The organism is Streptomyces sp. NPDC051963 (genome assembly GCF_044593495.1).
GTDB lineage: Bacteria > Actinomycetota > Actinomycetes > Streptomycetales > Streptomycetaceae > Streptomyces.
Genome location: NZ_JBIUCC010000005.1, coordinates 743,916 through 770,260, shown reverse-complemented (window position 1 = coordinate 770,260; position 26,345 = coordinate 743,916). Strand labels below are relative to the sequence as shown.

Annotated in this window: 27 protein-coding genes; 7 read left to right on the top strand and 20 right to left on the bottom strand. The window is 69.9% G+C overall.

Annotation, left to right across the window (positions count from 1 at the left end; translation table 11 throughout):
• The first annotated feature begins 3 nt into the window (after positions 1-3).
• The gene (cseC, locus tag ACIHFB_RS24315; protein WP_400127863.1) at positions 4-1,347 is read left to right on the top strand and encodes a two-component system sensor histidine kinase CseC; all 1,344 of its coding nucleotides are present in this window, start codon (positions 4-6) and stop codon (positions 1,345-1,347) included.
• A gap of 25 nt (positions 1,348-1,372) precedes the next feature.
• On the opposite strand, the gene ACIHFB_RS24310 is transcribed toward cseC, so the two are convergent.
• The 3 genes from ACIHFB_RS24310 to ACIHFB_RS24300 form a co-directional block, all read right to left on the bottom strand.
• The gene (locus tag ACIHFB_RS24310; RefSeq protein WP_400127881.1) at positions 1,373-1,819 is read right to left on the bottom strand and encodes a VOC family protein; all 447 of its coding nucleotides are present in this window, start codon (positions 1,817-1,819) and stop codon (positions 1,373-1,375) included.
• A gap of 58 nt (positions 1,820-1,877) precedes the next feature.
• Entirely contained in the window at positions 1,878-2,309 is a 432-nt protein-coding gene (locus ACIHFB_RS24305; protein WP_400127862.1) for a helix-turn-helix transcriptional regulator, read from the bottom strand.
• Between the two features lie 101 nt (positions 2,310-2,410).
• Positions 2,411-3,979 (bottom strand): MDR family MFS transporter, encoded by a 1,569-nt coding sequence (locus ACIHFB_RS24300; RefSeq protein WP_400127861.1) that lies wholly within the window; start codon positions 3,977-3,979, stop codon positions 2,411-2,413.
• 121 nt (positions 3,980-4,100) lie between these two features.
• On the opposite strand from ACIHFB_RS24300, the gene ACIHFB_RS24295 reads away from it, so the two are divergent.
• Positions 4,101-4,697 carry a TetR/AcrR family transcriptional regulator gene (locus ACIHFB_RS24295; RefSeq protein WP_365273279.1) on the top strand — a complete coding sequence of 199 codons (597 nt, stop codon included), beginning with the start codon at positions 4,101-4,103 and terminating at the stop codon, positions 4,695-4,697.
• Between the two features lie 7 nt (positions 4,698-4,704).
• Here ACIHFB_RS24295 and ACIHFB_RS24290 read toward each other — a convergent pair whose 3' ends face one another.
• On the bottom strand, positions 4,705-5,295 hold the full coding sequence (locus tag ACIHFB_RS24290) for a M23 family metallopeptidase (RefSeq protein ID WP_400127860.1): 591 nt from the start codon (positions 5,293-5,295) through the stop codon (positions 4,705-4,707).
• Positions 5,296-5,738: 443 nt separating this feature from the next.
• Here ACIHFB_RS24290 and ACIHFB_RS24285 point away from each other — a divergent pair, with 443 nt between their 5' ends.
• Positions 5,739-6,374, top strand: coding sequence for an HAD family acid phosphatase (locus ACIHFB_RS24285; protein WP_400127859.1), 636 nt, complete (start codon positions 5,739-5,741; stop codon positions 6,372-6,374).
• Positions 6,375-6,614: 240 nt separating this feature from the next.
• Here the strand turns inward: ACIHFB_RS24285 and ACIHFB_RS24280 are convergent, their stop codons facing one another.
• Complete coding sequence (locus ACIHFB_RS24280) at positions 6,615-9,140, bottom strand: ATP-dependent Clp protease ATP-binding subunit (protein ID WP_365273270.1); 2,526 nt, start codon at positions 9,138-9,140, stop codon at positions 6,615-6,617.
• 431 nt (positions 9,141-9,571) lie between these two features.
• Between ACIHFB_RS24280 and ACIHFB_RS24275 the strand changes: the two genes are divergently transcribed.
• The gene (locus ACIHFB_RS24275; RefSeq protein WP_365273267.1) at positions 9,572-10,192 is read left to right on the top strand and encodes an SCO3374 family protein; all 621 of its coding nucleotides are present in this window, start codon (positions 9,572-9,574) and stop codon (positions 10,190-10,192) included.
• A gap of 18 nt (positions 10,193-10,210) precedes the next feature.
• On the opposite strand, the gene ACIHFB_RS24270 is transcribed toward ACIHFB_RS24275, so the two are convergent.
• From ACIHFB_RS24270 to ACIHFB_RS24225, 10 genes are all read right to left on the bottom strand, one after another.
• Positions 10,211-10,546 carry an Lsr2 family protein gene (locus ACIHFB_RS24270; protein ID WP_365273264.1) on the bottom strand — a complete coding sequence of 112 codons (336 nt, stop codon included), beginning with the start codon at positions 10,544-10,546 and terminating at the stop codon, positions 10,211-10,213.
• A 225-nt stretch (positions 10,547-10,771) separates the two neighbouring features.
• The gene (locus tag ACIHFB_RS24265; protein WP_365273261.1) at positions 10,772-11,311 is read right to left on the bottom strand and encodes an amino-acid N-acetyltransferase; all 540 of its coding nucleotides are present in this window, start codon (positions 11,309-11,311) and stop codon (positions 10,772-10,774) included.
• A gap of 9 nt (positions 11,312-11,320) precedes the next feature.
• Positions 11,321-11,785: a BlaI/MecI/CopY family transcriptional regulator gene (locus ACIHFB_RS24260; protein ID WP_400127858.1), complete on the bottom strand. Its 465-nt coding sequence runs from the start codon at positions 11,783-11,785 to the stop codon at positions 11,321-11,323.
• Between the two features lie 134 nt (positions 11,786-11,919).
• Positions 11,920-12,099, bottom strand: coding sequence for a hypothetical protein (locus tag ACIHFB_RS24255; RefSeq protein WP_365273258.1), 180 nt, complete (start codon positions 12,097-12,099; stop codon positions 11,920-11,922).
• Between the two features lie 79 nt (positions 12,100-12,178).
• Entirely contained in the window at positions 12,179-12,808 is a 630-nt protein-coding gene (locus ACIHFB_RS24250) for a hypothetical protein (protein ID WP_365273456.1), read from the bottom strand.
• Between the two features lie 187 nt (positions 12,809-12,995).
• Positions 12,996-13,793, bottom strand: a complete 798-nt coding sequence (locus tag ACIHFB_RS24245) for a type III pantothenate kinase (protein WP_210593349.1) — start codon at positions 13,791-13,793, stop codon at positions 12,996-12,998.
• Between the two features lie 2 nt (positions 13,794-13,795).
• Positions 13,796-14,773 (bottom strand): carboxylating nicotinate-nucleotide diphosphorylase, encoded by a 978-nt coding sequence (gene nadC / locus ACIHFB_RS24240; RefSeq protein ID WP_365273453.1) that lies wholly within the window; start codon positions 14,771-14,773, stop codon positions 13,796-13,798.
• Positions 14,774-14,778: 5 nt separating this feature from the next.
• Complete coding sequence (locus tag ACIHFB_RS24235) at positions 14,779-16,509, bottom strand: L-aspartate oxidase (protein ID WP_365273252.1); 1,731 nt, start codon at positions 16,507-16,509, stop codon at positions 14,779-14,781.
• The gene (gene panC, locus ACIHFB_RS24230) at positions 16,506-17,507 is read right to left on the bottom strand and encodes a pantoate--beta-alanine ligase (protein ID WP_365273249.1); all 1,002 of its coding nucleotides are present in this window, start codon (positions 17,505-17,507) and stop codon (positions 16,506-16,508) included. Before panC ends, ACIHFB_RS24235 begins: the two co-directional genes overlap by 4 nt.
• Positions 17,504-18,433, bottom strand: coding sequence for a DUF2520 domain-containing protein (locus ACIHFB_RS24225; protein WP_365273246.1), 930 nt, complete (start codon positions 18,431-18,433; stop codon positions 17,504-17,506). The genes panC and ACIHFB_RS24225 overlap by 4 nt, the downstream gene beginning before the upstream one ends.
• Before the next feature lie 179 nt (positions 18,434-18,612).
• Between ACIHFB_RS24225 and ACIHFB_RS24220 the strand changes: the two genes are divergently transcribed.
• Positions 18,613-19,809 carry a beta-eliminating lyase-related protein gene (locus tag ACIHFB_RS24220; RefSeq protein WP_365273243.1) on the top strand — a complete coding sequence of 399 codons (1,197 nt, stop codon included), beginning with the start codon at positions 18,613-18,615 and terminating at the stop codon, positions 19,807-19,809.
• Here ACIHFB_RS24220 and ACIHFB_RS24215 read toward each other — a convergent pair.
• The gene (locus ACIHFB_RS24215) at positions 19,799-20,014 is read right to left on the bottom strand and encodes a hypothetical protein (protein WP_365273241.1); all 216 of its coding nucleotides are present in this window, start codon (positions 20,012-20,014) and stop codon (positions 19,799-19,801) included. The two genes, ACIHFB_RS24220 and ACIHFB_RS24215, sit on opposite strands and share 11 nt — an antisense overlap.
• Before the next feature lie 184 nt (positions 20,015-20,198).
• Between ACIHFB_RS24215 and ACIHFB_RS24210 the strand changes: the two genes are divergently transcribed.
• Positions 20,199-21,290, top strand: coding sequence for a DUF5937 family protein (locus ACIHFB_RS24210; RefSeq protein WP_365273238.1), 1,092 nt, complete (start codon positions 20,199-20,201; stop codon positions 21,288-21,290).
• 36 nt (positions 21,291-21,326) lie between these two features.
• Here ACIHFB_RS24210 and ACIHFB_RS24205 read toward each other — a convergent pair whose 3' ends face one another.
• The 3 genes from ACIHFB_RS24205 to ACIHFB_RS24195 all read right to left on the bottom strand — a co-directional run bounded on the left by ACIHFB_RS24205 (position 21,327) and on the right by ACIHFB_RS24195 (position 23,987).
• Positions 21,327-21,959, bottom strand: a complete 633-nt coding sequence (locus tag ACIHFB_RS24205) for an AAA family ATPase (protein WP_365273235.1) — start codon at positions 21,957-21,959, stop codon at positions 21,327-21,329.
• Positions 21,960-22,013: 54 nt separating this feature from the next.
• On the bottom strand, positions 22,014-22,685 hold the full coding sequence (locus ACIHFB_RS24200) for a response regulator transcription factor (RefSeq protein WP_365273450.1): 672 nt from the start codon (positions 22,683-22,685) through the stop codon (positions 22,014-22,016).
• Between the two features lie 96 nt (positions 22,686-22,781).
• Complete coding sequence (locus ACIHFB_RS24195) at positions 22,782-23,987, bottom strand: sensor histidine kinase (protein WP_365273233.1); 1,206 nt, start codon at positions 23,985-23,987, stop codon at positions 22,782-22,784.
• Between the two features lie 118 nt (positions 23,988-24,105).
• On the opposite strand from ACIHFB_RS24195, the gene ACIHFB_RS24190 reads away from it, so the two are divergent.
• Complete coding sequence (locus ACIHFB_RS24190; RefSeq protein ID WP_365273230.1) at positions 24,106-25,131, top strand: SAM-dependent methyltransferase; 1,026 nt, start codon at positions 24,106-24,108, stop codon at positions 25,129-25,131.
• Positions 25,132-25,177: 46 nt separating this feature from the next.
• Here the strand turns inward: ACIHFB_RS24190 and ACIHFB_RS24185 are convergent, their stop codons facing one another.
• A complete protein-coding gene (locus ACIHFB_RS24185; protein WP_365273227.1) occupies positions 25,178-26,329 on the bottom strand; it encodes an NADH-quinone oxidoreductase subunit D in 1,152 nt (383 codons plus the stop codon).
• Between the last annotated feature and the right edge of the window lie 16 nt (positions 26,330-26,345).

Below are 26,345 nucleotides of genomic sequence, written 5' to 3'. Positions count from 1 at the left end.
GGTATGCGGGGGATCGTGGGGCGCCTGATCCCGGTGCGGTGGGCGCGCGTAGGCATTCGTACGGGCGTGCGATGGAAGCTGAGCGTGGCGATCGCGTTCGTCGGCGCGCTGGTGGCGATCACGCTGAGCCTGGTCGTGCACAACGCGGCCCGGGTCTCGATGCTGGACAACGCGCGCGACCTGGCCGACGAGCGGATCCTGATCGCCCAGCGCAACTACGAGCTGTCCAGCCGACTGAACTTCCCGAACGTCGAGATCGACGACCCGAACCTGCCGCCCGAGCTGCGGGCGAAGGTCCAGGAGGGCCGTCGGGCCACCTATGTGACCGACGACAAGGGCGGGGTGCCGGACATCTGGGCCGCCGTCCCCGTCACGGACGGGCATGTCCTGTCCCTGCACACCGGGTTCACCGACCGCAGCACCGACATCCTCAAGGACCTCGACCAGGCCCTCATCATCGGCTCCATCGCGGTCGTCCTCGGCGGCAGCGCGCTCGGTGTGCTCATCGGCGGGCAGCTGTCGCGCCGGCTGCGCAAGGCGGCGGCCGCGGCGAACCAGGTCGCCAAGGGCGAGACGGACGTACGGGTGCGGGAGGCGATCGGCGGTGTCGTACGGGACGAGACCGACGACCTGGCCCGTGCGGTGGACGCCATGACGGACGCGTTGCAGAAGCGGCTCGATGCCGAGCGCCGGGTCACCGCCGATATCGCGCACGAGCTGCGCACCCCGGTGACCGGGCTGCTGACGGCGGCCGAACTGCTGCCGCCGGGCCGGCCGACCGAGCTGGTCCTCGACCGGGCGAAGGCCATGCGCACGCTGGTGGAGGACGTCCTGGAGGTGGCCCGGCTGGACGGTGCCTCGGAGCGGGCCGAGCTCCAGGACATCATGCTGGGCGAGTTCGTCTCCCGACGGGTGGCGGCGAAGGACCCCGAGATCGAGGTGCGCGTGATCCACGAGTCGGAGGTCACCACCGACCCCCGGCGCCTGGAGCGCGTGCTGTTCAACCTGCTCGCCAACGCCGCCCGGCACGGCAAGCCGCCCATCGAGGTCAGCGTCGAGGGGCGGGTCATCCGGGTCCGCGACCATGGCCCCGGCTTCCCGGAGAAGCTCCTCGCCGAGGGGCCGAGCCGCTTCCGCACCGGCAGCAGCGACCGCGCCGGCCGCGGCCACGGCCTCGGTCTCACCATCGCCGCCGGTCAGGCCCGGGTGATGGGTGCCCGACTGACCTTCCGCAATGTCCGCCCGCCGGGCGCGCCGGGGCATGTACCGGCGGAGGGTGCGGTGGCCGTGCTGTGGCTGCCGGAGCATGCGCCGACGAGTACGGGCAGCTATCCGATGATGCCGTGATCCTTGCGGCAGAGGTGATGCCGGCTCAGCAGGACCAGTCCTTGTCCATGTCGAGTCCGTCCTTGTGGGGCTGGGTGAAGGAGAACCAGTTCCCGGAGTCGTCGCGGAACAGCGCTTCCGTGCCGTACGGGCGCTCCTGCGGCTCTTGCAGGAACTCCACGCCGCGGTCCTTGAGCTTTCGGTAGTCACCGTGGATGTCGTCGGTGGTCAGCACCCCCGCACCCAGCACCCCCTTGGCCACCAGCGTCCTGATCATCTCGGCGGACTCGGGGTCCATCCCCGGCCCGTCCGGCAGCATCAGCGTGAGCTGGAAGTCGGGCTGGTTCGGGGAACCGACGGTGAGCCAGCGCATGCCGCCCTCCCCCATCACCATGTCCGTCCGGACTTCGAGGCCCAGCTTCTCGGTGTAGAACTTCCTGGCCCGGTCCTGGTCGAGGACCCAGACGGTGGAGATGGCGAGGCCCTTGATCATGGCGTGCTCCTGTCGGCTGCCGTTCGTGGATGCCATGTCACCGTAGGCGGCGGCTCCGTCAGTCCGCTTCTTCAGAATTGCGCTGTGATCCTGCGGGAGCCGATCTGTGGCCTCCTGCCCAGTGCATGACGTAGCACCCCGGTATGAGGGCGGTCCCGCGCCCCACGTGCTTCGCCCGGTACTCGCTGGCGGTCAGGCCGGTCAAGGTCTTGAACCGGGTCGAGAACGTGCCCAGGCTGCTGAAGCCGACGAGGTGGCAGATCTCGGTGACCGTCAGGTTCGCGGTGCGCAGCAGGTCCTCGGCGCGCTCGATGCGCCGGTGCGTCAGATATTGGCCGGGCGTCTCGCCGTACGCCGCCTTGAAGGACCGGATGAAGTGATAGCGGGAGTACCCGGCATGGGCCGCCACCGCGTCCAGGTCGAGGGAGGGCTCGGCCCAGTCGCGGTCCATGGCGTCCTTGGCCAGGCGCAGCGGCCGCATCTTGTCCATGGCCCGATGGTGGCACGCGGCACTGACAACGGCCCCCGGGGTCCACACCCCGGAGGCCGTTCGCTCCCCGCCCGTTCAGACCGTCTCGGCCAGGCCTGACCTCAGACCGTCTCGGCCAGCGGGACCTTCGCCGCCGTACCGTCGCCGTCGGCGTCGGCCTGCGGTCCGGCGCCCTTGAGCGGCACCTCCTTGACGAACACGGACGCGACCAGCGCGACCACGGCGACCACGGCTCCCAGCAGGAACGCCGAGTGGGTGCCCGCGGACACCGCGTGCTGGTACGCCTCCCGCGCCGCGTCCGGCAGCTTCGCCAGGCTCGCCGCGTCCAGCTGGGCGGACTGTTCGGTCACCTTCGAGCCCAGCGCGCCGGCCCGCTTGGCCATGACGTCCTGCACCCGGTTGTTGAACAGCGCACCCATGATCGCGACACCGAAGGAGGAGCCGAGCGTACGGAAGAGGGTGGTGGACGAGGACGCAACGCCCATGTCCTTCATCTCCACGCTGTTCTGCGCGACCAGCATGGTGATCTGCATCAGGCAGCCCATGCCGAGACCGACCACGGCCATGTAGACACCTGACGTGAATCGGCTGGTGTCCGTGTCCATCACCGACAGCAGATACAGGCCGCCGACCATCAGCACGCTGCCGACGACCGGGAAGACCTTGTACCGGCCGGTGTTGGTGGTCACCCGCCCCGCGATCATCGACGTCACCAGCATCGCGCCGAGCATCGGCAGGAGCAGCAGCCCGGAGTTGGTCGCGGACGCGCCCTGCACGGACTGCTGGTACAGCGGCAGGAACAGCGTGGCGCCGAACATCACGAAACCGACGAAGAAGCCGATGACAGACATCAGCGTGAAGTTGCGGCTGCGGAAGATGTGCAGCGGCACGACCGGTTCGGCGGCCTTGGTCTGCCAGAACACGAAACCGATGAGCGCGGCGACACCGATGCCGATCAGTTCCATGATCATCGCGGACGTCCAGGCGTACTCCGTACCGCCCCAGGTGGTGACCAGCACGATCGCCGTGATGCCGACGGTCAGCAGTCCGGCGCCCAGATAGTCGATGCGCGCCTGCGCCCGCTTCTTCGGCAGGTGCAGTACGGCGCTGATGGCGAGCAGCGCGACGATGCCCAGGGGCAGGTTGATGTAGAAGGACCAGCGCCAGCCCCAGTTGTCCGTGATGGTGCCGCCGACCAGCGGTCCGCCGATCATCGCGAGCGCCATGACGCCCGCCATCATGCCCTGGTACTTGCCCCGCTCCCGGGGCGGAATGAGGTCACCGATGATCGCCATGACGCCGACCATGAGCCCGCCCGCGCCAAGGCCCTGCACGGCCCGGAAGCCGATCAGCTGACCCATGTCCTGGGCCATGCCGCTCAGCGCCGACCCGATCAGGAAGAGCACGATCGAGCTCATGAAGACGCCCTTGCGCCCGTACATGTCGCCGAGCTTGCCCCACAGCGGGGTGGAGGCGGCGGTCGCCAGCGTGTACGCGGTCACGACCCATGCGAGGTGCTCCAGCCCGCCCAGCTCTCCGACGATCGTCGGCATCGCCGTGCCCACGATCATGTTGTCGAGCATCGCGAGCATCATGGTGATCATCAGCGCGAGCAGCACGACCCGTACGCTCTTTGGCTGTTTTGCCGTTTCCGTCCCTGCCCCTGCCATCTTTCCCACTCCCCCAGCTCAGCTACTTACTTGCCGCCCGGCTAGTTGTCTACACTGGGAAGGTAGATGCGCAACTAGCCGGGCGTCAAGTAAGTTTTCTGGAAAGCCGAAGAGTACGAAGATGGGCGGCACCATGGACGGCACCAAGCAGCGGCGCCGCGGGGACACCCGCCAGCGCATCCAGGACGTGGCCCTCGAACTCTTCGCCGAGCAGGGCTACGAGAAGACCTCGCTACGAGAGATCGCCGAGCGCCTCGATGTCACCAAGGCAGCGCTCTACTACCACTTCAAGACCAAGGAAGAGATCATCGTCAGCCTCTTCGAGGACCTGACGAAGCCGATCGAGGACCTGATCGAGTGGGGCAAGCAGCAGCCGCACACGCTTCAGACGAAGCAGGACATCGTACGGCGCTACAGCCAGGCGCTGTCCGAGGCGGCGCCGCTGTTCCAGTTCATGCAGGAGAACCAGGCGACCGTGCGGGAACTGAGCATCGGCGAGATGTTCAAGAGCCGCATGATGGGCATGCGCGACATCGTGATAGACCCGGACGCCGACCTGGTCGACCAGGTCCGCTGCATCAGCGCGCTGTTCACGATGCATGCCGGGATGTTCGTCCTGCGGGAACTCGAAGGCGACCCCGAGGACAAGCGCAAGGCCGTCCTCGAGGTCGCGATCGATCTGGTGACCCAGGCGCACACCGGCACCCGGAAGTCGTAGCACCGTCTTAGACGGTCACGCCCTTGGTGCGCAGGAAGGCGACCGGGTCGATGGCGGAGCCGTAGTTCGCGGTCGTACGGATCTCGAAGTGCAGGTGCGGGCCGCTGGAGTTTCCGGTGTTGCCGGACAGGGCTATCCGCTGGCCGGTCTTGACGACCTGGCCGACCTTCACGTTGATCTTCGACAGGTGGGCGTACTGGGAGAAGCTGCCGTTGCCGTGCTTGATGACGACGGCATTGCCGTACGCGGGGCCGTCACCGGCGCCGTTCGAGCCGGCCTTGACGACGGTGCCGCCGTGCGCAGCCACGACCTTGGTGCCGCTCGGCACGGCGAAGTCCTGCCCGGAGTGGGTGGACTGCCACATGCCGCCAGCCTGGGCGAAGCTCGCGGAGAGCGTGTACTTCTTCACCGGGTCGACCCAGGAAGCGGCCTTCTTCGCGGCCACGGTGGGCGCGGCCGTCTTGGCGACAGCGCCCTGCGCGGCGGTCGCGACTCCTGCCCCCAGCACGACCGAGGCCCCCACGGCGGCAGCCATGACGGCCCCACGGGTGCGGAGCAGGGACGTACGGGAAGAGCGAACGGAGACGCGCTTGAACATCAGAACCTCACGGGGGACGGGGACAGAAAGCCACCCGGCGCACAGGCAGTCGCCGGATGGACCACCCCTTGGTACCCCCACCACCCAGAGACCCCCAAACCCCCGATCTACGACGAAATCTAGTACTTAAGCAGAAAACTTCCCCGGTTCTTGACAGAGGAGAACAGAGGCCCCATCAGCAGCAAATCCACCCATGAAGGCAAAATCCGCCCTGCAGTTCCGCACTAAACGCCCTTTTTGCCCGAGGATGACTTTCCACTATCTCCGCTAGTAACGGACAAATCGCCTGTGCGGCTTGTCACCGGGCGACCACCGGCGGTGTGACCCGCATCTCGCCCGGAGTTACCCTCAAGTAACCACTTCGTTCCCCTCGCGCCACCCCCACCGACGAGCATGCCCCCGACAACCGGCAGCGCACGTGTGACGTGAGAGGACCCCCACCCATGACCAGAGGTACCTGGACGCGCCGCATCGGCATGACCGCCGTCGCCACCATCGCCGTCACCGCGATGGCCGTCCCCGCCGGCGCCCAGGCCGCGACCACCGCGAGCACCTCCACGGTCGCCACCACCGCAGCCGCGGAGGACGTCGACTACGAGACCTGGCAGCAGGACTGCCGGACGCTGATGGACCAGGCGATGCCGTACGTGCAGCAGCGCATCGCCAATACCAAGCCGGGCGAGAAGCAGGCGATCGTCTTCGACATCGACAACACCACCCTGGAGACGGACTTCGGCTTCAGCTACCCGCAGCCGGCCAACCAGCCGGTCCTCGACGTCGCCGAGTACGCCCAGGAGCACAGCGTCGACCTCTTCTTCGTGACCGCCCGCCCGGGCATCATCTACACCCCCACCGAGTACAACCTCAAGCACGAGGGCTACGACGTCTCCGGTCTCTACGTCCGCAGCTTCATCGACCTCTTCAAGGACGTCGCCGCCTACAAGACCGCCCAGCGCGTCGACATCGAGTCCAAGGGCTACACGATCATCGCCAACATCGGCAACAGCGCCACCGACCTGTCGGGCGGCCACGCCGAGAAGACGTTCAAGCTGCCGGACTACGACGGCCAGCTGTCCTGACCTCCCCTGGTCACGGAGCGGGACACACCCGGTGAGCCTCCGTTCCCGTCCGACGAGCACTTCGCCGCGACCGAGGCACCGGCCACCGGACTGCTCGTCCTCGGCAAGCCTGGACATGGACGACGTCCCTCGTCGAGAGCAGGCCCGCGCGCAGAGCGAACTCATCGCCAGGTCCTGGCGCACGAGAGAAGGGCCGGTGCCCTGAGGCACCGGCCCTTCTCTCGGCTCAACCTCGAAGGGTCAGGCCTCCTTGCTCAGATTCGGCCCGGCTCCGCCGGCCGCCTGCTCGATCGGCGGGACGTCGGGCAGGGCCGACTTCTCCTCGCCGCGGAAGGTGAAGGTCTTGCTCTCACCCTCGCCCTCGGTGTCCACGACCACGATGTGACCGGGGCGCAGCTCGCCGAAGAGGATCTTCTCGGAGAGGGTGTCCTCGATCTCGCGCTGGATGGTGCGACGCAGCGGACGCGCACCCAGCACCTGGTCGTAGCCCTTGGTGGACAGCAGCTCCTTGGCGGACTGGGAGAGCTCGATGCCCATGTCCCGGTCCTTGAGGCGCTCGTCGACCTTGCCGATCATCAGGTCGACGATCTTGAGGATGTCGTCCTGGGTCAGCTGCGGGAAGACGACCACGTCGTCGACGCGGTTGAGGAACTCGGGGCGGAAGTGCTGCTTGAGCTCGTCCGAGACCTTGTTCTTCATGCGCTCGTAGTTGGTCTTCTTGTCACCCGAGGCCGCGAAGCCCAGGTTGAAGCCCTTGGAGATGTCCCGGGTGCCGAGGTTGGTCGTCATGATGATGACCGTGTTCTTGAAGTCCACGACCCGGCCCTGGGAGTCGGTCAGACGACCGTCCTCCAGGATCTGGAGAAGGCTGTTGAAGATGTCCGGGTGAGCCTTTTCGACCTCGTCGAACAGGACCACCGAGAACGGCTTGCGGCGGACCTTCTCGGTCAGCTGGCCGCCCTCTTCGTAGCCCACGTATCCGGGCGGGGAACCGAAGAGACGCGACACCGTGTGCTTCTCGCTGAACTCCGACATGTCGAGGGAGATCAGCGCGTCCTCGTCGCCGAAGAGGAACTCGGCCAGAGCCTTGGAGAGTTCCGTCTTACCGACACCGGACGGGCCCGCGAAGATGAACGAACCACCGGGACGCTTGGGGTCCTTCAGACCGGCACGCGTACGACGGATCGCCTTCGACAGCGCCTTGACGGCGTCGACCTGGCCGATGACCCGCTTGTGGAGCTCGTCCTCCATGCGCAGCAGACGCGAGGACTCCTCCTCGGTCAGCTTGAAGACCGGGATGCCGGTGGCCGTCGCGAGGACCTCGGCGATCAGCTCGCCGTCGACCTCGGCGACGACGTCCATGTCGCCGGCCTTCCACTCCTTCTCCCGCTTGGCCTTGGCGGCCAGGAGCTGCTTCTCCTTGTCGCGGAGGGAGGCGGCCTTCTCGAAGTCCTGCGAGTCGATCGCGGACTCCTTGTCGCGGCGCACGCCCGCGATCTTCTCGTCGAACTCGCGCAGGTCCGGCGGCGCGGTCATCCGGCGGATACGCATCCGGGAACCGGCCTCGTCGATCAGGTCGATCGCCTTGTCCGGCAGGAAGCGGTCCGAGATGTACCGGTCGGCCAGGGTGGCGGCCTGGACCAGCGCCTCGTCGGTGATCGAGACACGGTGGTGGGCCTCGTACCGGTCACGCAGACCCTTGAGGATCTCGATCGTGTGCGGCAGCGACGGCTCCGCGACCTGGATGGGCTGGAAGCGGCGCTCGAGAGCGGCGTCCTTCTCCAGGTGCTTGCGGTACTCGTCCAGCGTGGTGGCACCGATGGTCTGGAGCTCACCGCGGGCCAGCATCGGCTTCAGGATCGAAGCCGCGTCGATGGCGCCCTCGGCGGCACCCGCACCGACCAGCGTGTGCAGCTCGTCGATGAACAGGATGATGTCGCCGCGGGTGCGGATCTCCTTGAGCACCTTCTTCAGGCGCTCCTCGAAGTCACCGCGGTAGCGGGAGCCGGCGACCAGCGCGCCGAGGTCAAGCGTGTAGAGGTGCTTGTCCTTCAGCGTCTCGGGCACCTCGCCCTTGACGATGGCCTGGGCGAGCCCCTCGACGACGGCGGTCTTGCCGACGCCGGGCTCACCGATCAGGACCGGGTTGTTCTTCGTACGGCGGGACAGCACCTGCATGACCCGCTCGATCTCCTTCTCGCGCCCGATGACCGGGTCGAGCTTGGACTCACGAGCGGCCTGGGTGAGGTTCCGGCCGAACTGGTCGAGGACCAGGGACGTCGAGGGGGTGCCCTCGGCAGGCCCGCCGGCGGTGGCGGTCTCCTTGCCCTGGTAACCGGAGAGCAGCTGGATGACCTGCTGCCGCACCCGGTTGAGATCTGCGCCCAGCTTGACCAGGACCTGGGCGGCGACACCCTCGCCCTCACGGATCAGGCCGAGCAGGATGTGCTCCGTGCCGATGTAGTTGTGGCCCAGCTGAAGGGCCTCGCGGAGCGACAGCTCCAGGACCTTCTTGGCACGGGGGGTGAAGGGGATGTGCCCGGACGGGGCCTGCTGCCCCTGCCCGATGATCTCCTCCACCTGCTGGCGGACCGCCTCGAGCGAAATCCCGAGGCTCTCAAGGGCCTTGGCGGCGACACCCTCACCCTCGTGGATCAGGCCCAGGAGGATGTGCTCGGTGCCGATGTAGTTGTGGTTGAGCATCCGGGCTTCTTCCTGAGCCAGGACGACAACCCGCCGCGCGCGGTCGGTGAACCTCTCGAACATCGTTAATCGCTCCTCAGAGCGGTCAGGCAGTGGGGGGAACTTCCCCTCCCTGTCCTTCCGCAGCTTAGTCCCGCAAGCGGGGACCGCTCATTCCAACTGCCGACACCGTCGATGGCCTCCTGACCCCGAACGCCGACATCTGCTCCAACCCGATGGTGCGAGATGATGTTCCCGCAGGCCAGGCAGTTACCCTCACCATCAGTACGCCGATGGCGAACGTGAGACGACCCGTCCTGCGTGTCGCCCCCTCCCACTAGGGATGTCTTACCCGCTCGGACTGACAGTCCATGCCGCGTGCACCGGTTCCCTCCGCTACGGGCGAACAACCTTGCACCACCCCACACCCCCCGCACGCCCCCTTTTCCGGCACTCTGCGCGCCCGCAAGGATACTCAGCGTAACTTGAAGTGTTTTTCGGCAGTTGCACTTGGCATGGTTGCCACCGGCTGTTCGGCTTCGCCCGCAATCTCCTCGGTCCCTTCCCCCCGACGGTCGCTCGATCCGAGCGATCAGGTCCGCCGGTGGTACGAGAACGAACTGGGATGGGCGACGGTGCCCGGGAATCCCGTACGGCTTCCCCTGGGCCTGCGCTTCGACGTCCTGGAGATGCCGGCCGAGGCGGGCCTGTCCGCGCTGCGCCACCTGGCGCCGGGCTCTCCGGTGGCCGTACAGGGCGACCGGATGCGGCTGCCGGTGGCCGCGGGCAGCGCGGAGGAGCTGCCCGGGCTGCTGGACTGGCTGGAGTGGGGCGCCCTGGCGCTCGATCTGAGGGCGATCGGCGAGGGCGGCCTCATGGACGCGCCCCTGCCTCCGCGGCACGGCTCCACGGGAGCCCGGCCGCCTTCGGTCCGCTCCGGCGCTCTCCGGGGGGCCGCCGTGTGGCTGCGGCCCCCCGAGCCGGGATGCGAGGTCGAGGCCTCGCTGCCGACGCTGTCGGCCCTGGGGGGCGGTGGTGACGCCCCCGATCTGGTGCGCCTTCTGGACACGGTGGCAACGCGGTGTCACCGATTGCGGCTGCGGCGCGCATGCGCTCAGCCATTGGCCTTGCCTTAGGCGTGTCAGGCCTCGCGATCAGGCGTTGGCCTTCTCGTATGCCTCGCGAATGGTCGCGGGAACACGGCCGCGGTCGTTGACCTCGAAACCGTTCTCCTTCGCCCAGGCGCGGATCTGCGCGGTGTCCTGGCTGCCGCCGGAAGCGGCACGCGCCTTTCCGCGTCCACCCGAAGCACGGCCTCCGGTACGACGACCACCCTTCACGTAAGGCTCGAGAAGGCCGCGCAGCTTGTCCGCATTGGCGGTCGTGAGATCGATCTCGTATGTCTTGCCGTCCAGCGCGAACGTCACGGTCTCGTCCGCCTCGCCGCCGTCGAGGTCGTCGACAAGAAGGACCTGAACCTTCTGTGCCACCGGATTTCCTTTCATCGATAACTTGAGGGCCTGGGGTCTGCGGCGTCCGCCGTTTCGCCGTCCCCTGTTATATGCAGTACTGCAGTACGTCGGAAAGCAAACCGCTTTTGCTGGAAAAACACAAACCCCTGGGAGAGACCCACTGGTCACCCTCGGTCCGGAAACATGCGCGTTTCGGACATAGGGAACCTGGGCAGTGCTCGCTGCTTGAAAACTTCTCGGCGATCACAGATGCAGAAGCATCCGGCTGTTGCCCAAGGTGTTCGGTTTCACTCGTTCGAGACCGAGGAACTCCGCCACGCCCTCGTCATAGGAACGCAGCAGCTCCGCGTAGACGTCGGTGTCAACAGGTGTCTCGCCGATCTCGACGAAGCCGTGCTTGACGAAGAAGTCCACTTCGAAGGTCAGGCAGAATACGCGGCGAACACCTAGCCAGCGTGCGGTGTGCAGCAACTTCTCCAGCAACTGATGCCCGACACCCGCGCCCTTCAGACCGGGCTTCACAGCGAGAGTGCGCACTTCGGCGAGGTCTTCCCACATCACATGCAGAGCGCCGCAGCCGACCACCTCGGAACTTGAGCCGGCGTCCCGTTCCGCGACCCAGAACTCCTGGATGTCCTCGTAAAGCGTCACCGTGGCTTTGTCGAGCAGGATGCGGTCGCGGGCGTACGCGTCGAGGAGACGGCGCACGTCCGGGACATCGCTGGTGCGGGCCCGCCGGACGGTGATGGCTTTTGCGGCGACTTCGGGGCGGTGTACTGACATGAGCGGACGCTATCGCCCGGGGGCCTCCGGCGCCGAGCCGGGGTTCTCCGCTCGGGTATCGGCCGCGGGGCTACCGGTATCGGGTACGGGGGTATCCGCTTGGGCGGTATCGGGAGTGCCGGCCGCTTGCGCGGGTTGGGCTGTTTCTTCCGGGCCTTGGACGATCCGTACGGCGTCCCGGAGCGAGTGTCGCTGTTCGTCGCTCATCATGCCGAAGAAGGCGACGAGAGCGGCCGCCGGGTTGTCGCTCTGGGACCAGGCCTCGTTCATCAGCGCGGCGGCGTAGGCGGCTCGGGTGGAGACCGCCTCATATCGATAGGCCCGGCCTTCCGCCTCGCGGCGCACCCAGCCCTTCTGATGGAGATTGTCCAAAACGGTCATCACCGTGGTGTAGGCGATGGACCGTTCCTGCTGAAGATCTTCGAGGACTTCTCGAACGGTCACCGGGCGGTTCCACTTCCACACCCGCGTCATGACCGCGTCTTCGAGTTCTCCCAATGGGCGAGGCACAACTCGACAATAGTGGGAGATCTCCGCATTGGCGTGCCAGACGGGCACATTGCCCAACAAACAGGAACGAAAAGGGCGTACGGCTCGAAAGTGCGCGATCAGGCGTCGGTGCCGGAGGGGGTCCGGCGGGCGCCCTCCACGCGCGCGATGGCGGCGTCGACGGCGGCGTCCTCCTTGGTCTTGTTGGCCCCGCCCTGGGTCTTCACGATCACCCGGATCACACCGATGAAGAACACGGCCATGACGGCCGGGGGCAGCAACGCGGAGACGTAGTCCATGGGACCAGGGTAGCCACGGGGCGGGGCGGGCACGGGGCGGGGTTGGGGCTTCTCGGCCGTCGACGCCGAAGCCCGCCGCTCAACCTGCGACGAGCTGCCGCGACGAGTTCGGCGGCGAGGCGGGTTTGCGGCGCGGGAAGACCTCGCCCGGGGTCGGGATGGGGCGGGCCGGCTTCGGGGCGGCCGGGGTGGGGGCGGGCTTGGGAGCCGGCTTCTCCGCGGGCTTCTTCTCGGGCCTGCGCACGGGCTCGTCCCCCGCGTCCCCCACGAGGCCGCCGGGAAGGGCCGTGAGGCGCCTGTGGGAGGCGGCGGCGACCGGTACGGCGGATCGGGCCGCAGCGCGCACGACACGCACACGCACGTCCTGCTCGGCGAGCGTCCGGCAGCGGTCGAGGAGGGCGGCCGCGACAGGGTTGCCGCGCAGGGCCCGGAGCGCGGCGAGGTCGTCGGGGTCCGGTCTGTACCCCGCCCGCAGCGCCTCCTCGAGCAGCGTGAGATAGCCGGCTGCGGTGCCGGGCAGTGCGGCGCGGTACCTGGCGACGTCGGCCACCAGGAAGGCCCGCAACCGGGCACCCTCACGCATCGCCTCGTCGAGGGACTCGGTGAGTCGACGGCAGTCCTGGACATCCTCGGCCGAGACCGGGCTGGGCTGAAGGGCGAGGGCGAGAGCGCGACGGAGCACACGCAGCTCCTCCGCACCGAACGCCATGCCGCCGCGGAATCCGTATGGCGTGGGCATGAGGTGACGATACGCGCTAATCAGACAAACCTCGCCATATCCCCCGGGTGTGGCGCAAGAGCCACCCACCCGGACGCGCCCCAGCTCACAGCGCATCCGCACATCTCAGCCCGTCCGGCGATTGAGGACGAGGCCGTTCAGGCCGATCGCGGTGGGGCTACATGCGGGAGACGTTTCGCTCGTAGACCAACCGCAGCCCGATCAACGTCAGCCAGGGCTCGTGCTCGTCGATCACCGAGGACTCGCCCAGGACCATCGGCGCCAGCCCGCCCGTCGCGATCACCGTCACCTCGTCCGGATCCTCGGCCAGCTCCCGGGCCATCCGGTTCACGACGCCGTCGACCTGCCCCGCGAACCCGTAGATGATCCCCGACTGCATCGCCTCGACCGTGTTCTTGCCGATCACGCTCCGCGGCCGTGCCACCTCGATCTTCCGCAGCTGTGCGCCCCTGACACCGAGCGCCTCCACGGAGATCTCGATGCCGGGCGCGATGACGCCGCCGATGTACTCCCCGCGGGAGCTGACCGCGTCGAACGTCGTCGCCGTACCGAAGTCCACGACGATCGCGGGCCCGCCGTACAGCTCGACCGCCGCCACCGCGTTGATGATCCGGTCCGCGCCGACCTCCTTGGGGTTGTCGGTCAGGATCGGCACACCCGTCTTGACGCCGGGCTCGACCAGCACCGCGGGCACGTCGCCGTAGTACCGCCGGGTCACCTCACGCAGCTCGTGCAGCACGCTCGGCACGGTCGCGCAGATCGCGATCCCGTCGATGCCGTCGCCCAGCTCCTCGCCGAGGAGCGGATGCATGCCCATGAGGCCTTGCAGCAGTACCGCCAGCTCGTCGGCCGTACGGCGCGCGTCCGTCGAGATCCGCCAGTGCTCGACGATGTCCTCGCCGTCGAACAGGCCGAGGACGGTGTGCGTGTTGCCGACGTCGATCGTGAGGAGCATGGCTACTCCGCCTCACGGAGGTCGAGGCCGATGTCCAGGATCGGCGAGGAGTGGGTGAGGGCGCCGACGGCCAGGTAGTCCACGCCGGTGTCCGCGTACGCCTTCGCGTTCTCCAGGGTGAGGCGTCCCGACGCCTCCAGGGCGGCGCGGCCGTGCACGACGGCCACCGCCTCCTCGCAGTCGCCCGGCGTGAAGTTGTCCAGCAGGATCAGATCGGCGCCCGCGTCCACGACCTCGCGCAGCTGGTGCAGGGTGTCGACCTCGACCTCGATCGGTACGTCCGGGAAGGCCTCCCGTACGGCCTTGAAGGCCTGCCCGACACCGCCCGCGGCGACCACGTGGTTGTCCTTGACCAGGGCCGCGTCGGACAGCGACATACGGTGGTTCAGCCCGCCGCCGCAGCGGACGGCGAACTTCTCCAGCGAGCGCAGGCCCGGAGTCGTCTTGCGGGTGTCGCGGACCTTCGTCTTCGTGCCCTCCAGAACGTCCGCCCACGCGCGCGTGGCGGTCGCGATACCGGAGAGGCGGCACAGGAGGTTGAGCGCGCTGCGCTCGGCCGTCAGCAGGTCACGCGTGCGCGTGGTGACGGACAGGAGCTTCTGCCCCGCCTCCACCCGTTCGCCGTCCTCCACGTGCCGCTCGACGGCGAACTCGTCCTCGCAGACCACGGAGAGCACCGCTTCGGCGACCCTGAGGCCCGCCACGACGCCCGCCTCGCGCGCGGTGAAGTCGGCGGTGGCGACGGCGTCCTCGGGGATGGTCGCGACCGTCGTCACGTCCACTCCGTGGTCGAGGTCCTCCTGGATGGCCACGTTGGCGATGTCCTCGACCTCCACGGGGTCGAGTCCGGCCTCGGCCAGGAGCTCGGCGAGTGCGGGATCGAGCCCGCACTCCAGGTACTCGTCGCCGGTGTCCGCACCGCAGGCGCAGCCGTCGCCGCAGCCGTCGTCCTGTGCGAGGGGAAGGTCGGGGGTATCCACTGCTGTCACTGCTCCTGGGGACGCTGCGCCGGATGGTGCTGCCGGGTCGGGGGGAAGTCTGCGGTATCGGTGGTGTGTACGGCGAGTGTGCGGTCCGGATTCAGCCGTACGACGATGTGGCGCCGCCATGCGGTGTCGTCGCGTTCGGCGTGGTCCTCGCGCCAGTGGCAGCCGCGGGTCTCCTCGCGCTGCAGGGCCGCGGCGACCAGGACGCGGGCCACGCACAGGAGGTTGGTGGCCTCCCAGGTGTCGACGCCGGGCTCGGCCGTCTTGCCGTTCTCGTGGAGGGCGTCGCGGGCGTCGGTGTGCAGCTGCTGAAGCTGTTCGGCGGCCTTGGCGAGGGACTCGCCGGAACGCAGCACGCCTGCGCCCTCGGTCATGATCCGCTGGATCGCGAACCGCGCCTCGGGCTCCAGCAGGGGGTGCGCGGGTACCTCGGGGTACGGGACCGGGTGCTCCACACGCGCGTGGAGGCCGTTCCCGGCGTGGCTCGCCGCGATGTCCTCGGCGATGCGCTCGGCGTAGACCAGGCCCTCCAGGAGGGAGTTGGACGCGAGCCGGTTCGCGCCGTGGACGCCGGTGCAGGCGACCTCGCCGCACGCGTACAGGCCGGGGACGGTCGTACGCCCCTGGGAGTCCGTGCGGACGCCGCCGGAGGCGTAGTGGGCGGCCGGGGCGACCGGGACGGGATCGTGGACGGGATCGATGCCGTGGGCGCGGCAGGCGGCGAGGATCGTGGGGAAACGGTGCTCCCACATGTCGGCGCCGAAGTGGCGGGCGTCGAGGAACATGTGCTCGGCGTCCTGCTCCTGCATGCGGCGCATGATGCCCTTGGCGACGATGTCCCGGGGCGCCAGCTCGGCCAGTTCGTGCTGTCCGGTCATGAAGCGCACGCCGTCGGCGTCGACCAGGTGGGCGCCCTCGCCGCGTACGGCTTCGGAGACGAGGGGCTGCTGGCCCTCCGCGTCCGGGCCGAGGAACAGCACGGTGGGGTGGAACTGCACGAATTCGAGGTCGGAGACCTCCGCACCGGCGCGCAGGGCGAGCGCCACGCCGTCGCCGGTCGACACCGACGGGTTGGTGGTCGCGGAGAACACCTGGCCCATGCCGCCGGTCGCGAGGACGACGGCGGGGGCGTGCACGGCACCCACACCGTCGTGCTGGCCCTCGCCCATGACGTGCAGGGTCACACCCGCGGTACGGCCGTCCGGGTCCGTCAGCAGGTCAAGGACGAGCGCGTTCTCGATGGTGCGCAGCCCACGCGCGCGTACCGCCTCGACGAGCGCGCGGGAGATCTCCGCGCCGGTCGCGTCGCCCCCGGCATGCGCGATGCGGCGCCGGTGGTGGCCGCCCTCGCGGGTCAGTGCCAGCTCTCCCTCGGCGGACTCGTCGAAGTGGGCGCCCGTCTCGATGAGCCGCCGTACGGCGTCCGGGCCCTCGGTGACGAGGATCCGTACGGCCTCCTCGTCGCACATGCCCGCGCCCGCGACGAGCGTGTCGTCCAGGTGCTGCTCGGGGGTGTCGCCCTCGCCCAGGGCCGCGGCGATGCCGCCCTGCGCCCAGCGGGTGGAGCCGTCGTCGAGGCGGGCCTTGGTGACGACGACCGTCGTGAGGCCGGCCGCCTCGCAGCGCAGGGCCGCGGTCAGGCCGGCGACGCCGGACCCGACGACCACCACGTCCGCCGCGATGGACCACCCTGGGGCGGGCGTGTGCAGTCGTATGCCGGTGCTGGTCACGAGGCGGCTCCGAAGGTTCCGAACGTGAGGGGGATGTTGTCGATCAGCCGGGTCGAACCGACCCGGGCGGCGACGGCGAGGACGGCCTCACCGGTGAAGTCGTCCTCGATCTCGCTGAAGTCGGACGGGTCGACGAGGGCCAGATAGTCCAGTTCGAGCGGCGGGTTCAGACGTGCCGCCTCGTCGAGGACCAGGCGAGCGGCCGCGCGGACGGCCGACGGGGCACCCGGTACGGCCTTGGCGACGGCGTGGGCGTCGGCCGCCGCGCGGGACTCCCCTATGGCGCTGAGCGCCTCGGCACGCGCGCGCGTGGCGGGCACCTCGCGCGCCCGTGCGCGCAGCGCCTCCTGCGCCGCGTGCCGGTCGAGGCCCGCGAACAGCGCCTGGGACAGCGCGAGGGCCGTGCGCCGCTCCTGGGGCGACAGATAGCGATTGCGGCTGGACAGGGCCAGGCCGTCGTCCTCGCGCACGGTCGGTACGCCGACGATCTCGACGCCGAAGTTCAGGTCCCGCACCATGCGCCGGATCAGGGCGAGTTGCTGGGCGTCCTTCTGGCCGTAGAGGGCGATGTCGGGGCGGGTGAGGTGCAGCAGCTTGGCGACGACGGTGAGCATGCCGTCGAAGTGGCCGGGGCGGGAGGCGCCTTCGAGGCGTTCGCCCATGGGGCCCGCGCTGATGCGGACCTGGGGTTCGCCGCCCGGGTAGACCTCGTCCACGGACGGGGCGAACACGGCGTCCGCGCCCGACTGTTCGGCGATCTTGACGTCGGCGTCGAGGGTGCGCGGGTAGCGGTCGAGGTCCTCGCCCTTGCCGAACTGAAGCGGGTTGACGAAGACGGTGACGACGACTTCGCCGTCCGGGCCGGCGATCTCGCGGGCGGTGCGGATCAGGGTGGCGTGGCCCTCGTGCAGGGCGCCCATGGTCATCACCACGGCGCGGCGGCCCGTACGCGTGCGTGCGTGCAGCTCACCGGAGGTGCGCAGCAGGGCGGTGGTCATCGGGCGTCCCCTTCGGTCCCGTCGGTCCCATCGGCGAGGACGCCCAGGAGGTCCTCGGCGAGCTCCGGCTTCAGCAGACCGTGGGCGAGTGCCCGGTCGGCGGTCGCGCGGGCCATCGCCAGATAGCCCGCGACGGTCTGGGGTGCGTGCCTGCGCAGCTCGGCGACGTGCGCGGCGACCGTGCCGGCGTCCCCGCGCGCGACGGGGCCGGTGAGGGCCGCGTCACCGGAGCGCAGGGCGTTGTCGAGGGCGGCTCCGAGCAGCGGGCCGAGCATCCGGTCGGGGGCGTCGACGCCGGCCGTGCGCAGCAGCTCCATGGACTGGGCGACGAGCGTGACCAGGTGGTTGGCGCCGAGCGCGAGGGCCGCGTGGTAGAGCGGGCGGTTCTCCTCGGCGATCCACTCGGGCTCGCCGCCCATCTCGATCACGAGGGCCTCGGCGGCCAGCCGCAGCTGGTCGGGCGCGGTCACGCCGAAGGAGCATCCCGCGAGGCGCTGGACGTCCACGGGAGTGCCGGTGAAGGTCATCGCGGGGTGCAGGGCCAGCGGCAGCGCGCCGACGCGCAGGGCGGGGTTCAGGACGTTCGCGCCGTACCGTCCTGAGGTGTGCACGAGCAGCTGCCCCGGTCGGACGGCCCCGGTCTCGGCGAGGCCCTCCACGAGCGCGGGCAGGGCGTCGTCCGGGACGGTGAGCAGGACCAGGTCGGCGCGCTCCAGGACCTCGGCGGGCGGCACGAGCGGCACGTCGGGGAGCAGCTGCGCGGCCCGCCTTCTGGAGGCGTCGGAGACCCCGGAGACGGCGACCGGGCGGTGCCCGGCGAGCTGGAGGGACGCAGCCAGCGCGGGACCCACGCGACCGGCGCCGACGACGCCGACGGTGAGCCGCGCGGGGCGGTCCTTGGGGTCTGGCTGTTGGACTGTACTCACTCGACGGAGGCCTTCCCGTTCCAGTCCGCTCTGGGTACCGGACGATTTCTCGTCATGTTAACGCGATCGGTTGCAGGGGCGTCCGGTTGTCCACAGGCTGTGGGCGGTCACACGTCGAGTGCGGTGGACTGTGGAAAAGCGGGTGTCCGGGCCAATCGCCGACCGGCATGATCCGTCGCATGAGCGATACGTCGGAACAGGGCACGCGGCCGGGCGAACCGGAGTCGGACGACGAGCGGCGCAGGCGAAACCGGGAGCGGCGCGTCAGCGCCTACCGCGGCGCGGAGAGAGTGCTCGCGCGCACCAGCGTCCTCAGCACCGTGCGGGAGCGGCTGGCGGTGCTGGAGACCGCCGACGAGGTGTACGACCTGGATCAGCCGGCGGACATGTACGGCAACGGCGTCGTCGAGGCCCTGGAGGAGAAGGTCGCCGGTCTGCTCGGCACGGAGGCCGCCGCGTTCTTCCCGACGGGCACGATGGCGCAGCAGGTCGCCCTGCGCTGCTGGGCGGGCCGCACCGGCAGCCCCGCCGTCGCCCTGCACGCCTTCGCCCACCCCGAGGTGCATGAGCGCAATGCGTTCAGCGAGGTCAGCGGCCTGCGCCCGGTCCGGGTGACGAGCGAGCCCCGGCTGCCGACCGCCGCCGAGGTGCGCGACTTCGAGGAGCCCTTCGGGACGCTGATGCTCGAACTGCCCCTCAGGGACGCCGGTTTCGTGCTGCCTTCCTGGGAGGAGCTCACCGAGGTGGTGGAGGCGGCGCGGGAGCGCGACGCAGTGGTGCACTTCGACGGCGCGCGCCTGTGGGAGACCACCGTCCACTTCGGCCGCCCCCTGGACGAGATCGCGGGCCTGGCGGACAGCGTCTACGTGTCGTTCTACAAATCCCTTGGCGGCTTCGGCGGGGCCGCCCTCGCCGGCCCCCGGACGCTGGTGGAGGAGACCAAGGCCTGGCGGCACCGGTACGGCGGGACGGTCTTCCAGCAGTTCCCGACCGTGCTGTCGGCCCTCTCCGGCTTGGAGCGTGAGCTGCCCCGGCTCCCCGACTACGTGCGGCACGCGCGCGTGGTGGCCGCCGCGCTGCGCGAGGGGTTCGCGGCCGCCGGGGTGCCCTGGGTGCGCATCCACCCCGAGGAGCCGCACACCAACGAGTTCCAGGTCTGGCTGCCGTACGACGCCGATGCCGTCTCCGAGGCCGCGGTCCGGCACGCCGAGGAGACCAGGACCCTGCTGTTCGCCCGGCCCTGGGGCGCCCCAGGCCCTGGGCTCGCCGTCACGGAGATCGACGTACGGGCCGCGGGCCTGGAGTGGACGGCCGAGGACGTGAAGTCGGCGGTCGCCGACTTCGTCGCCCGGCTGAACGCGGAGGTCAGCACGTAGAGCGCGAGCGCGGCCGCAGCCACCGGTCCAGGGCCTGCCGTAGCCGCCCGTGGGCCGGACGGCCCGCGACCACCGCACGGAACTGCCGGTGGTCGCGCAGCTCGCGCACGACCTGCCAGTCGTGCGCGCCGGGCGCGGCCGGGGCGGGCTCGCCGAGTTGGCGGGCACGGTAGGTGTCGAGGAGGTACTGCTGGGTGACGCTCATGGCGGATCGCCTTCTCGGGACGTAGAAATCAACGTGGGAATCGACGTAGGAATCGAGGTACGCATCGGGCTCCGCGGCTGCCCCGGAGTCCCAGGTTGCGCCGCCGCGGCCGTGAGGTCGCGTCGATTGACGGCCGCCGTCAATCGGAGGCCGCGTTGTCAGTGGCGGGGTGCACCATGAGGGCATGAGCGTGAACATCGACATCGCAGGGCTGCGGCCGGAGAGGGTCGCCGTCGTCCCCTCGCCCCTGGCCGAGCTCGGCATGGCGCTGCACGCGCTGTCCGAGCCGGGGCACCATCCCGGCCTCCAGGGGTGGGTGACCAGCGTGACCGCCCGGCTCGACCCGCATCTGGCGGACCGGATGTGCGAGGCCGACTTCCTGTGGCGGACGACGTTCTCGGACGTGTTCCTGCCGTACGCCGGAATCCCGGGCGAGACCGCGCTCCCCGGCGCGACGCTCGCGGAGGAACTGGACCTGCTGGACAAGCTGACGGACGAACAGTTCGTGGACGCGGCCATGGAGTTCACCTGCGCGATGACGTACGGCGTGCTCGCCGACACCGGGCTCCGCCGCCGTGCTCTGGAGCTGGCCGCCGCCCGAGGACCGCAGCAGCAGCGGTTCAGCGAGCTGCTGCTGGCCGACCCGCCCAGGATCCGGGCCTGGCTGCGGCAGTTCCTCGAGGACTGCGACGAGGCGTTCTTCGCGGAGACCTGGGCCCGGCTGCGCCACCAGCTCACGGCGGACGCCCGCCACAAGAAGGACTTGCTGCGTCACAAGGGCCTGGCCGAGGCGCTGGCCGCGGTGTCCCCGGCGATCACGCTCGACGAGGCCGCCGGGGCGATCAAGGTCGACAAACTGAGCGAGGCCCGCACGGCCACGGAGGACGGCAACCTCCTCCTCATCCCGACCAGCCTCGGCTGGCCCCACTTGTCCGTGCTGTACCGCTCCGACTGGCAACCGGTGCTGCACTACCCGGTCGGTTCCCCCGAACTCTCGGCTTCGTCGTCCGTCGAGCAGCTCGCCCTGCGGATGACGGCGCTGTCCCACCCCGTCCGGATGCGCATCTGCCGCCATCTGGCCCGCACCGCCTACACCACGAGCGAGCTGGCGCAGATCCACGGGATGACGGCCCCGGAGATATCCCGCCATCTGAGCGTCCTGAAGAAGGCCGGCCTGATCACTACGCGCCGTCGCGGCCGGTACATCCAGTACCAGCTGGACATATCCGTGGTGGCCCGACTGGGCAGCGACTTCCTGGAGGGCATCCTGCGCTGAGCCGGCCCAACGGCTCAGTCGATCGGCCCCAAGGGCTCAGTCGAACCGAATGTGCTTGATCCCGATCCGCGCCTGCCTCAGCCGCGTACGCACCGCCCCCTCGGTGTTCGGCCTGAGCGTCAGTCCGGCGAGCACGGCGATTCGGTCGGCGGTTTTCGGCACCGTCGTGTGGTCCGTCCACAGCTGCTCGGCGAACTCCGGCTCACGCAGCCGCTCCAGGCAGTGGTCGAGCTGTCGTACCGCCCAACTCTCCCTGCGCAGGGGGACGTCCTTGCCGCCGACATACCTGAGGAGGTGTCCGAAGTTGCGCTCGCGCAAGCGCTTCAGGACGGTCTCGCGCTGCGCGAGGAGCGTGAAGTGGCGTACGTCGTGGCCGAGTTCACGCAGCCGGCCGACGGTCTCCGCGAAGTTGCGGGTGTCGGTGACCGTCATGGGCGCGATCACCACGCCGTCGTGCTTGGTGAGGGCGAGATCCAGCACCTCGACGACACCCTGCCGCCAGGCCACCAAGTCCTGGAAGTCCCCGCGCAGTTGGGGCGGCAGCGTGCGGTTCAGACCGAACCCGACGTGCTCGGGATCGCAGACCACGCTGCCGGGCAGCCGCCGCTGGATCTCGTATGCGGTCTGTGTCTTGCCGCCTCCGAAAGGGCCATTGATCCACAGGAGCATGCGCCGACCCTACCGAGACCCGCGCGCCCGCAGCCGGCCGTCGGCCGTCAGCCGTCAGCCCTGTCCGCCGGCCCGCACCAGCCCCGTCTCGTAGGCCAGGACCACCACCTGGACCCGGTCCCGCAGCCCCAGCTTGGTGAGGATGCGGCCCACGTGCGTCTTGACGGTCGCCTCGGACAGCACCAGCCGGGCCGCGATCTCCCCGTTGGACAGCCCCTGCGCGACCAGCACCATCACCTCGCGCTCACGTTCGGTGAGCCGCTCCAGCTCCTTGTGCTGCGGCTCCTTGCCGGCGCTGGGCAGCATCGGCGCGAACCGGTCGAGGAGACGCCGGGTCGTCGAGGGGGCGACGACGGCGTCCCCGCTGTGCACGGAGCGGATGGCGGTCAGCAGCTCCCCCGGCGGCACGTCCTTGAGCATGAAGCCGGACGCGCCCGCCTTCAGCCCCGAGAAGGCGTACTCGTCGAGGTCGAAGGTGGTCAGGATCAGCACCTTCGGCGGGTCCGGCTCGGCGCAGATGCGGCGCGTGGCCTCGACGCCGTCGAGCTTGGGCATGCGTACGTCCATCAGCACCACGTCGACGGCGGTCGAGCGCACCACCTGAAGCGCCTCGACGCCGTCGCCCGCCTCCGCGACGACCTCCATGTCCGGCTGGGCGGCGAGCACCATCCGGAATCCGGTGCGCAGCAGCACCTGGTCGTCCACGAGCATCACGCGGATCGTCATCGGGGCCTCTTCCGTTCTCGTCATGTCGTGTCTGTCGTCTCGGCTGAGTGCGTGGCAGGAGGTGTGACAGGTGTCAACAGGGGGCGTGCGTGGGCGTCAGTGCGCTGGTTTGAGCGGGAGCAGCACACTGATCCGGAAGCCGCCGCCCGGGCGCGGGCCCGCGTCCAGGGTGCCGCCGACCATACCGACCCGCTCGCGCATCCCGATCAGCCCATGGCCCTGGCCGTCGGCGCCACCCTCCTCGTACAGCTCGTGCGGGGCGCCCTTGCCGTCGTCCTCGACGAGCAGGCCGAGGCCGTCGTCGAAGTAGACCAGGCGCACGCTGGCGCCCGTGTTCGGTCCCCCGTGCTTGCGGGTGTTGGTGAGCGCCTCCTGCACGATGCGGTACGCGGTGAGCTCGACGCCGCTGGGCAGCGGCCGCGGGGTGCCCTCGACCTTGAAGTCGACGGGCAGGCCCGAGGTGCGGCACTGCTCGACGAGCTCCTCGATCTGCTCGACGTCGGGCTGCGGGACGTACTCGCCGCTCTCCTGGTGCTCGCCGGTGCGCAGCACGCCCAGCAGACGGCGCATCTCGGCAAGGGCCTGGCGGCCGGTGGAGGAGATCGTCTCCAGGGCCTTCTTCGCCTGGTCGGGCGCGGAGTCGAGGACGTAGGCGGCGCCGTCGGCCTGGACCACCATCACCGACACATTGTGGGCGACGACGTCGTGCAGCTCGCGTGCGATCCGGGCGCGTTCGGCGGCCACCGCGACCTTGGACTGCGCCTCGCGCTCCTTCTCGAGCCGGGTGGCGCGCTCCTCCAGCTGCGCGAAGTAGGCGCGCCGGGTGCGCACCGAGTCGCCGAGCACCCAGGCGAGCGCGAACGGCACCGTCTGGAGGACCGCCAGGGCCACGTTCCCCGCGGCGCTCGTCTGGTACTCCGGCCAGCGCACCTGCGCCAGGGCCGCCGCACACAGTCCGCCCGCCAGCGCGAGGCGGGAGGCCCAGCGAACGCCGGTCGCGGCGACCGTGTACACGATCGCCAGCATGGCGAAGTCGGCGACGACCGTCTCGATGTCCAGGATCAGCTGCGCCACCCCCGCGACCAGGGCCAGCAGGAGCATCCTCTCCGGCATACGGCGGCGCAGCGCGACGACCACACTCAGGATCGCCGAGACCACGATCCCCTCGGCGTGGGTTCCCTGATGGTCCGACGACGGGTCCACACTCACGACGCCCGCGACTGAAATCCCGAACAGGACGAGGGCCCAGAAGCCGTCGACCCATGTCGGGTGCCTGCGGAGGAAGTCGTAGAGGCGCTGCACGTAACCCAGAGTAGGGAAGCATGATGCGTGCAGGGGTCAACCGGAGGGCCGATCCGCACCGGGCGCGCATACTCCGCAAGGTGGAGGCTCCGTTCCTCTGTGCGCTTAACCTGACGGCGTGACGGACGAGACATCAGGGCACTGGCGCGGTTGGCGGGCGGCGACCGAGGCGGCTCTGTACGGGCCGGAGGGCTTCTACCGCAGGCCCGAGGGTCCGGGCGGTCACTTCCGTACGTCCGTGCACGCGTCGCCGCTCTTCGCCGAAGCCGTGGCCAGGCTGCTGTGCGCGGTCGACGACGCTTTGGAGGGGCCCGAGCGGCTCGACTTCGTCGACATGGGGGCGGGGCGCGGGGAGCTGGTCACCGGCGTGCTGGCCGCGCTGCCCGCCGGCGTGGCCGCCCGCACGCGCGCGTACGCCGTCGAGGTCGCCGGCCGGCCCGCCGGTCTCGATCACCGCATCGAGTGGCTGAGCGCGCCCCCGCAGGGCGCCACCGGGCTGCTGTTCGCCAACGAGTGGCTGGACAACGTGCCCGTGGAGGTCGCCGAGGTCGACTCCTCGGGTGTGCCGCGGCTGGTACTCGTCCGGGAGGACGGGACCGAGCTGCTCGGTGAAGCCGTCTCCGGGGCGGAGGCGGAGTGGCTGGACCGATGGTGGCCGCTGTCGGCCGAGGCAGGGGTGCGCGCGGAGGTCGGGCTGCCCCGGGACGAGGCCTGGGCGGCGGCGGTCGCGACGCTCGACCGGGGGCTCGCGGTCGCCGTCGACTACGCGCACACGGCGGACGCTCGCCCGCCGTTCGGGACGCTCACCGGCTTCCGTGAGGGGCGCGAGACGCCGCCCGTGCCGGACGGATCGTGCGACATCACGTCCCACGTCGCGCTGGATGCGTGCGCACCTCTCGACGCGCTCCGCCGCACACTCCCGGACGATCGCTCCGGCGTGCGCCTGCTGTGCCAGCGCGACGCTCTGCGCGCCCTGGGCATAGCAGGCGCACGCCCCCCGCTGGCCCTGGCGACCACACACCCCGCGGCCTACGTGCGCGCCCTCGCGAACGCGGGAGAGAGCGCCGAGCTCACCGCGGTCGGCGGCCTCGGCGACTTCGGATGGCTGGTGCAGCCGGTAGGAATTCCGAACCCGCTCGACTGAGCCGCAGCGGGACCGACGACACCCCGCACCACTCCCGGCGGAACGCCTACTTGTCGATGTCCCCGACCACGAAGAACAGCGACCCCAAAATCGCCACCATGTCCGCGACCAGCGTCCCGGGCAGCAGCTCCACCAGCGCCTGGATGTTGTTGTACGAGGCCGACCGCAGCTTCAGCCGGTACGGCGTCTTCTCGCCCTTGCTGACGAGGTAGTAGCCGTTGATGCCGAGCGGGTTCTCGGTCCAGGCGTAGGTGTGGCCCTCGGGCGCCTTGAGGACCTTGGGGAGCCGCTGGTTGATCGGGCCGGGCGGCAGCTCGACGAGCCGGTCGAGGCAGGCGTCGGCGAGGTCGAGGGAGTTGTGGGTCTGCGCCAGGAGGCACTCGAAGCGGGCGAGGCAGTCGCCCTCGTGCCGGGTGACGACCCCGAGGGTGTCCTGGAGTTCGCCGTACGCGAGATACGGCTCGTCGCGCCGCAGGTCGAAGTCGACGCCGGAGGCACGCGCGATCGGCCCGCTCACGCCGTACGCGTGCACGGCCTCCGGCGCGAGGACGCCCACCCCGCGCGTGCGCCCGCGGAAGATCTCGTTGCCGAGCACCAGGTCGTCGAAGCGGTCCATGCGCGAGCGCAGGGCCGCGACGGAGGCACGCGCGCGTGACGTCCAGCCCGCGGGCAGGTCCTCCTTGAGGCCGCCGACGCGGTTGAACATGTAGTGCATGCGTCCGCCGGAGACCTCCTCCATGACGTGCTGGAGTTCCTCGCGCTCGGTGAAGGCGTAGAAGATCGGCGTGATCCCGCCGAGTTCCAGCGGATACGAGCCGAGGAACATCAGGTGGTTGAGCACCCGGTTCAGCTCCGCGAGCAGCGTGCGCGTCCACACCGCGCGCGGGGGGACCTCCATGCCGAGCATGCGCTCCACGGCGAGGACCACACCCAGCTCGTTCGAGAAGGCCGACAGCCAGTCGTGGCGGTTGGCGAGCATGATGATCTGGCGGTAGTCGCGCGCCTCGAACAGCTTCTCCGCACCGCGGTGCATATAGCCGATCACGGGCTCCGCGCTCGTGATGCGCTCGCCGTCGAGGGCGAGCCGCAGCCGCAGCACCCCGTGCGTGGACGGGTGCTGGGGCCCGATGTTGAGCACCATGTCGGTGCTCTCCGCGGCACCGCCGATACCGACCGTGGTCTCCGTCGTAGGAGTCATGGACACAGTCTCCCCT

Coding starts and splice junctions, on each gene's coding strand:
- ACIHFB_RS24310 (WP_400127881.1), bottom strand. CDS start 1,819: ATGATCAAGGGCCTCGCCATCTCCACCGTCTGGGTCCTCGACCAGGAC.
- ACIHFB_RS24250 (WP_365273456.1), bottom strand. CDS start 12,808: ATGGCGTTCGGTGCGGAGGAGCTGCGTGTGCTCCGTCGCGCTCTCGCC.
- ACIHFB_RS24280 (WP_365273270.1), bottom strand. CDS start 9,140: ATGTTCGAGAGGTTCACCGACCGCGCGCGGCGGGTTGTCGTCCTGGCT.
- ACIHFB_RS24215 (WP_365273241.1), bottom strand. CDS start 20,014: ATGAGCGTCACCCAGCAGTACCTCCTCGACACCTACCGTGCCCGCCAA.
- ACIHFB_RS24295 (WP_365273279.1), top strand. CDS start 4,101: ATGGGCGGCACCATGGACGGCACCAAGCAGCGGCGCCGCGGGGACACC.
- ACIHFB_RS24275 (WP_365273267.1), top strand. CDS start 9,572: ATGGTTGCCACCGGCTGTTCGGCTTCGCCCGCAATCTCCTCGGTCCCT.
- ACIHFB_RS24285 (WP_400127859.1), top strand. CDS start 5,739: ATGACCAGAGGTACCTGGACGCGCCGCATCGGCATGACCGCCGTCGCC.
- ACIHFB_RS24245 (WP_210593349.1), bottom strand. CDS start 13,793: ATGCTCCTCACGATCGACGTCGGCAACACGCACACCGTCCTCGGCCTG.
- ACIHFB_RS24185 (WP_365273227.1), bottom strand. CDS start 26,329: ATGACTCCTACGACGGAGACCACGGTCGGTATCGGCGGTGCCGCGGAG.
- ACIHFB_RS24210 (WP_365273238.1), top strand. CDS start 20,199: ATGAGCGTGAACATCGACATCGCAGGGCTGCGGCCGGAGAGGGTCGCC.
- ACIHFB_RS24200 (WP_365273450.1), bottom strand. CDS start 22,685: ATGACGATCCGCGTGATGCTCGTGGACGACCAGGTGCTGCTGCGCACC.
- cseC (WP_400127863.1), top strand. CDS start 4: ATGCGGGGGATCGTGGGGCGCCTGATCCCGGTGCGGTGGGCGCGCGTA.
- ACIHFB_RS24265 (WP_365273261.1), bottom strand. CDS start 11,311: ATGTCAGTACACCGCCCCGAAGTCGCCGCAAAAGCCATCACCGTCCGG.
- ACIHFB_RS24300 (WP_400127861.1), bottom strand. CDS start 3,979: ATGGCAGGGGCAGGGACGGAAACGGCAAAACAGCCAAAGAGCGTACGG.
- ACIHFB_RS24260 (WP_400127858.1), bottom strand. CDS start 11,785: ATGACGCGGGTGTGGAAGTGGAACCGCCCGGTGACCGTTCGAGAAGTC.
- ACIHFB_RS24205 (WP_365273235.1), bottom strand. CDS start 21,959: ATGCTCCTGTGGATCAATGGCCCTTTCGGAGGCGGCAAGACACAGACC.
- panC (WP_365273249.1), bottom strand. CDS start 17,507: ATGACCACCGCCCTGCTGCGCACCTCCGGTGAGCTGCACGCACGCACG.
- ACIHFB_RS24255 (WP_365273258.1), bottom strand. CDS start 12,099: ATGGACTACGTCTCCGCGTTGCTGCCCCCGGCCGTCATGGCCGTGTTC.
- ACIHFB_RS24220 (WP_365273243.1), top strand. CDS start 18,613: ATGAGCGATACGTCGGAACAGGGCACGCGGCCGGGCGAACCGGAGTCG.
- ACIHFB_RS24290 (WP_400127860.1), bottom strand. CDS start 5,295: ATGTTCAAGCGCGTCTCCGTTCGCTCTTCCCGTACGTCCCTGCTCCGC.
- ACIHFB_RS24305 (WP_400127862.1), bottom strand. CDS start 2,309: ATGGACAAGATGCGGCCGCTGCGCCTGGCCAAGGACGCCATGGACCGC.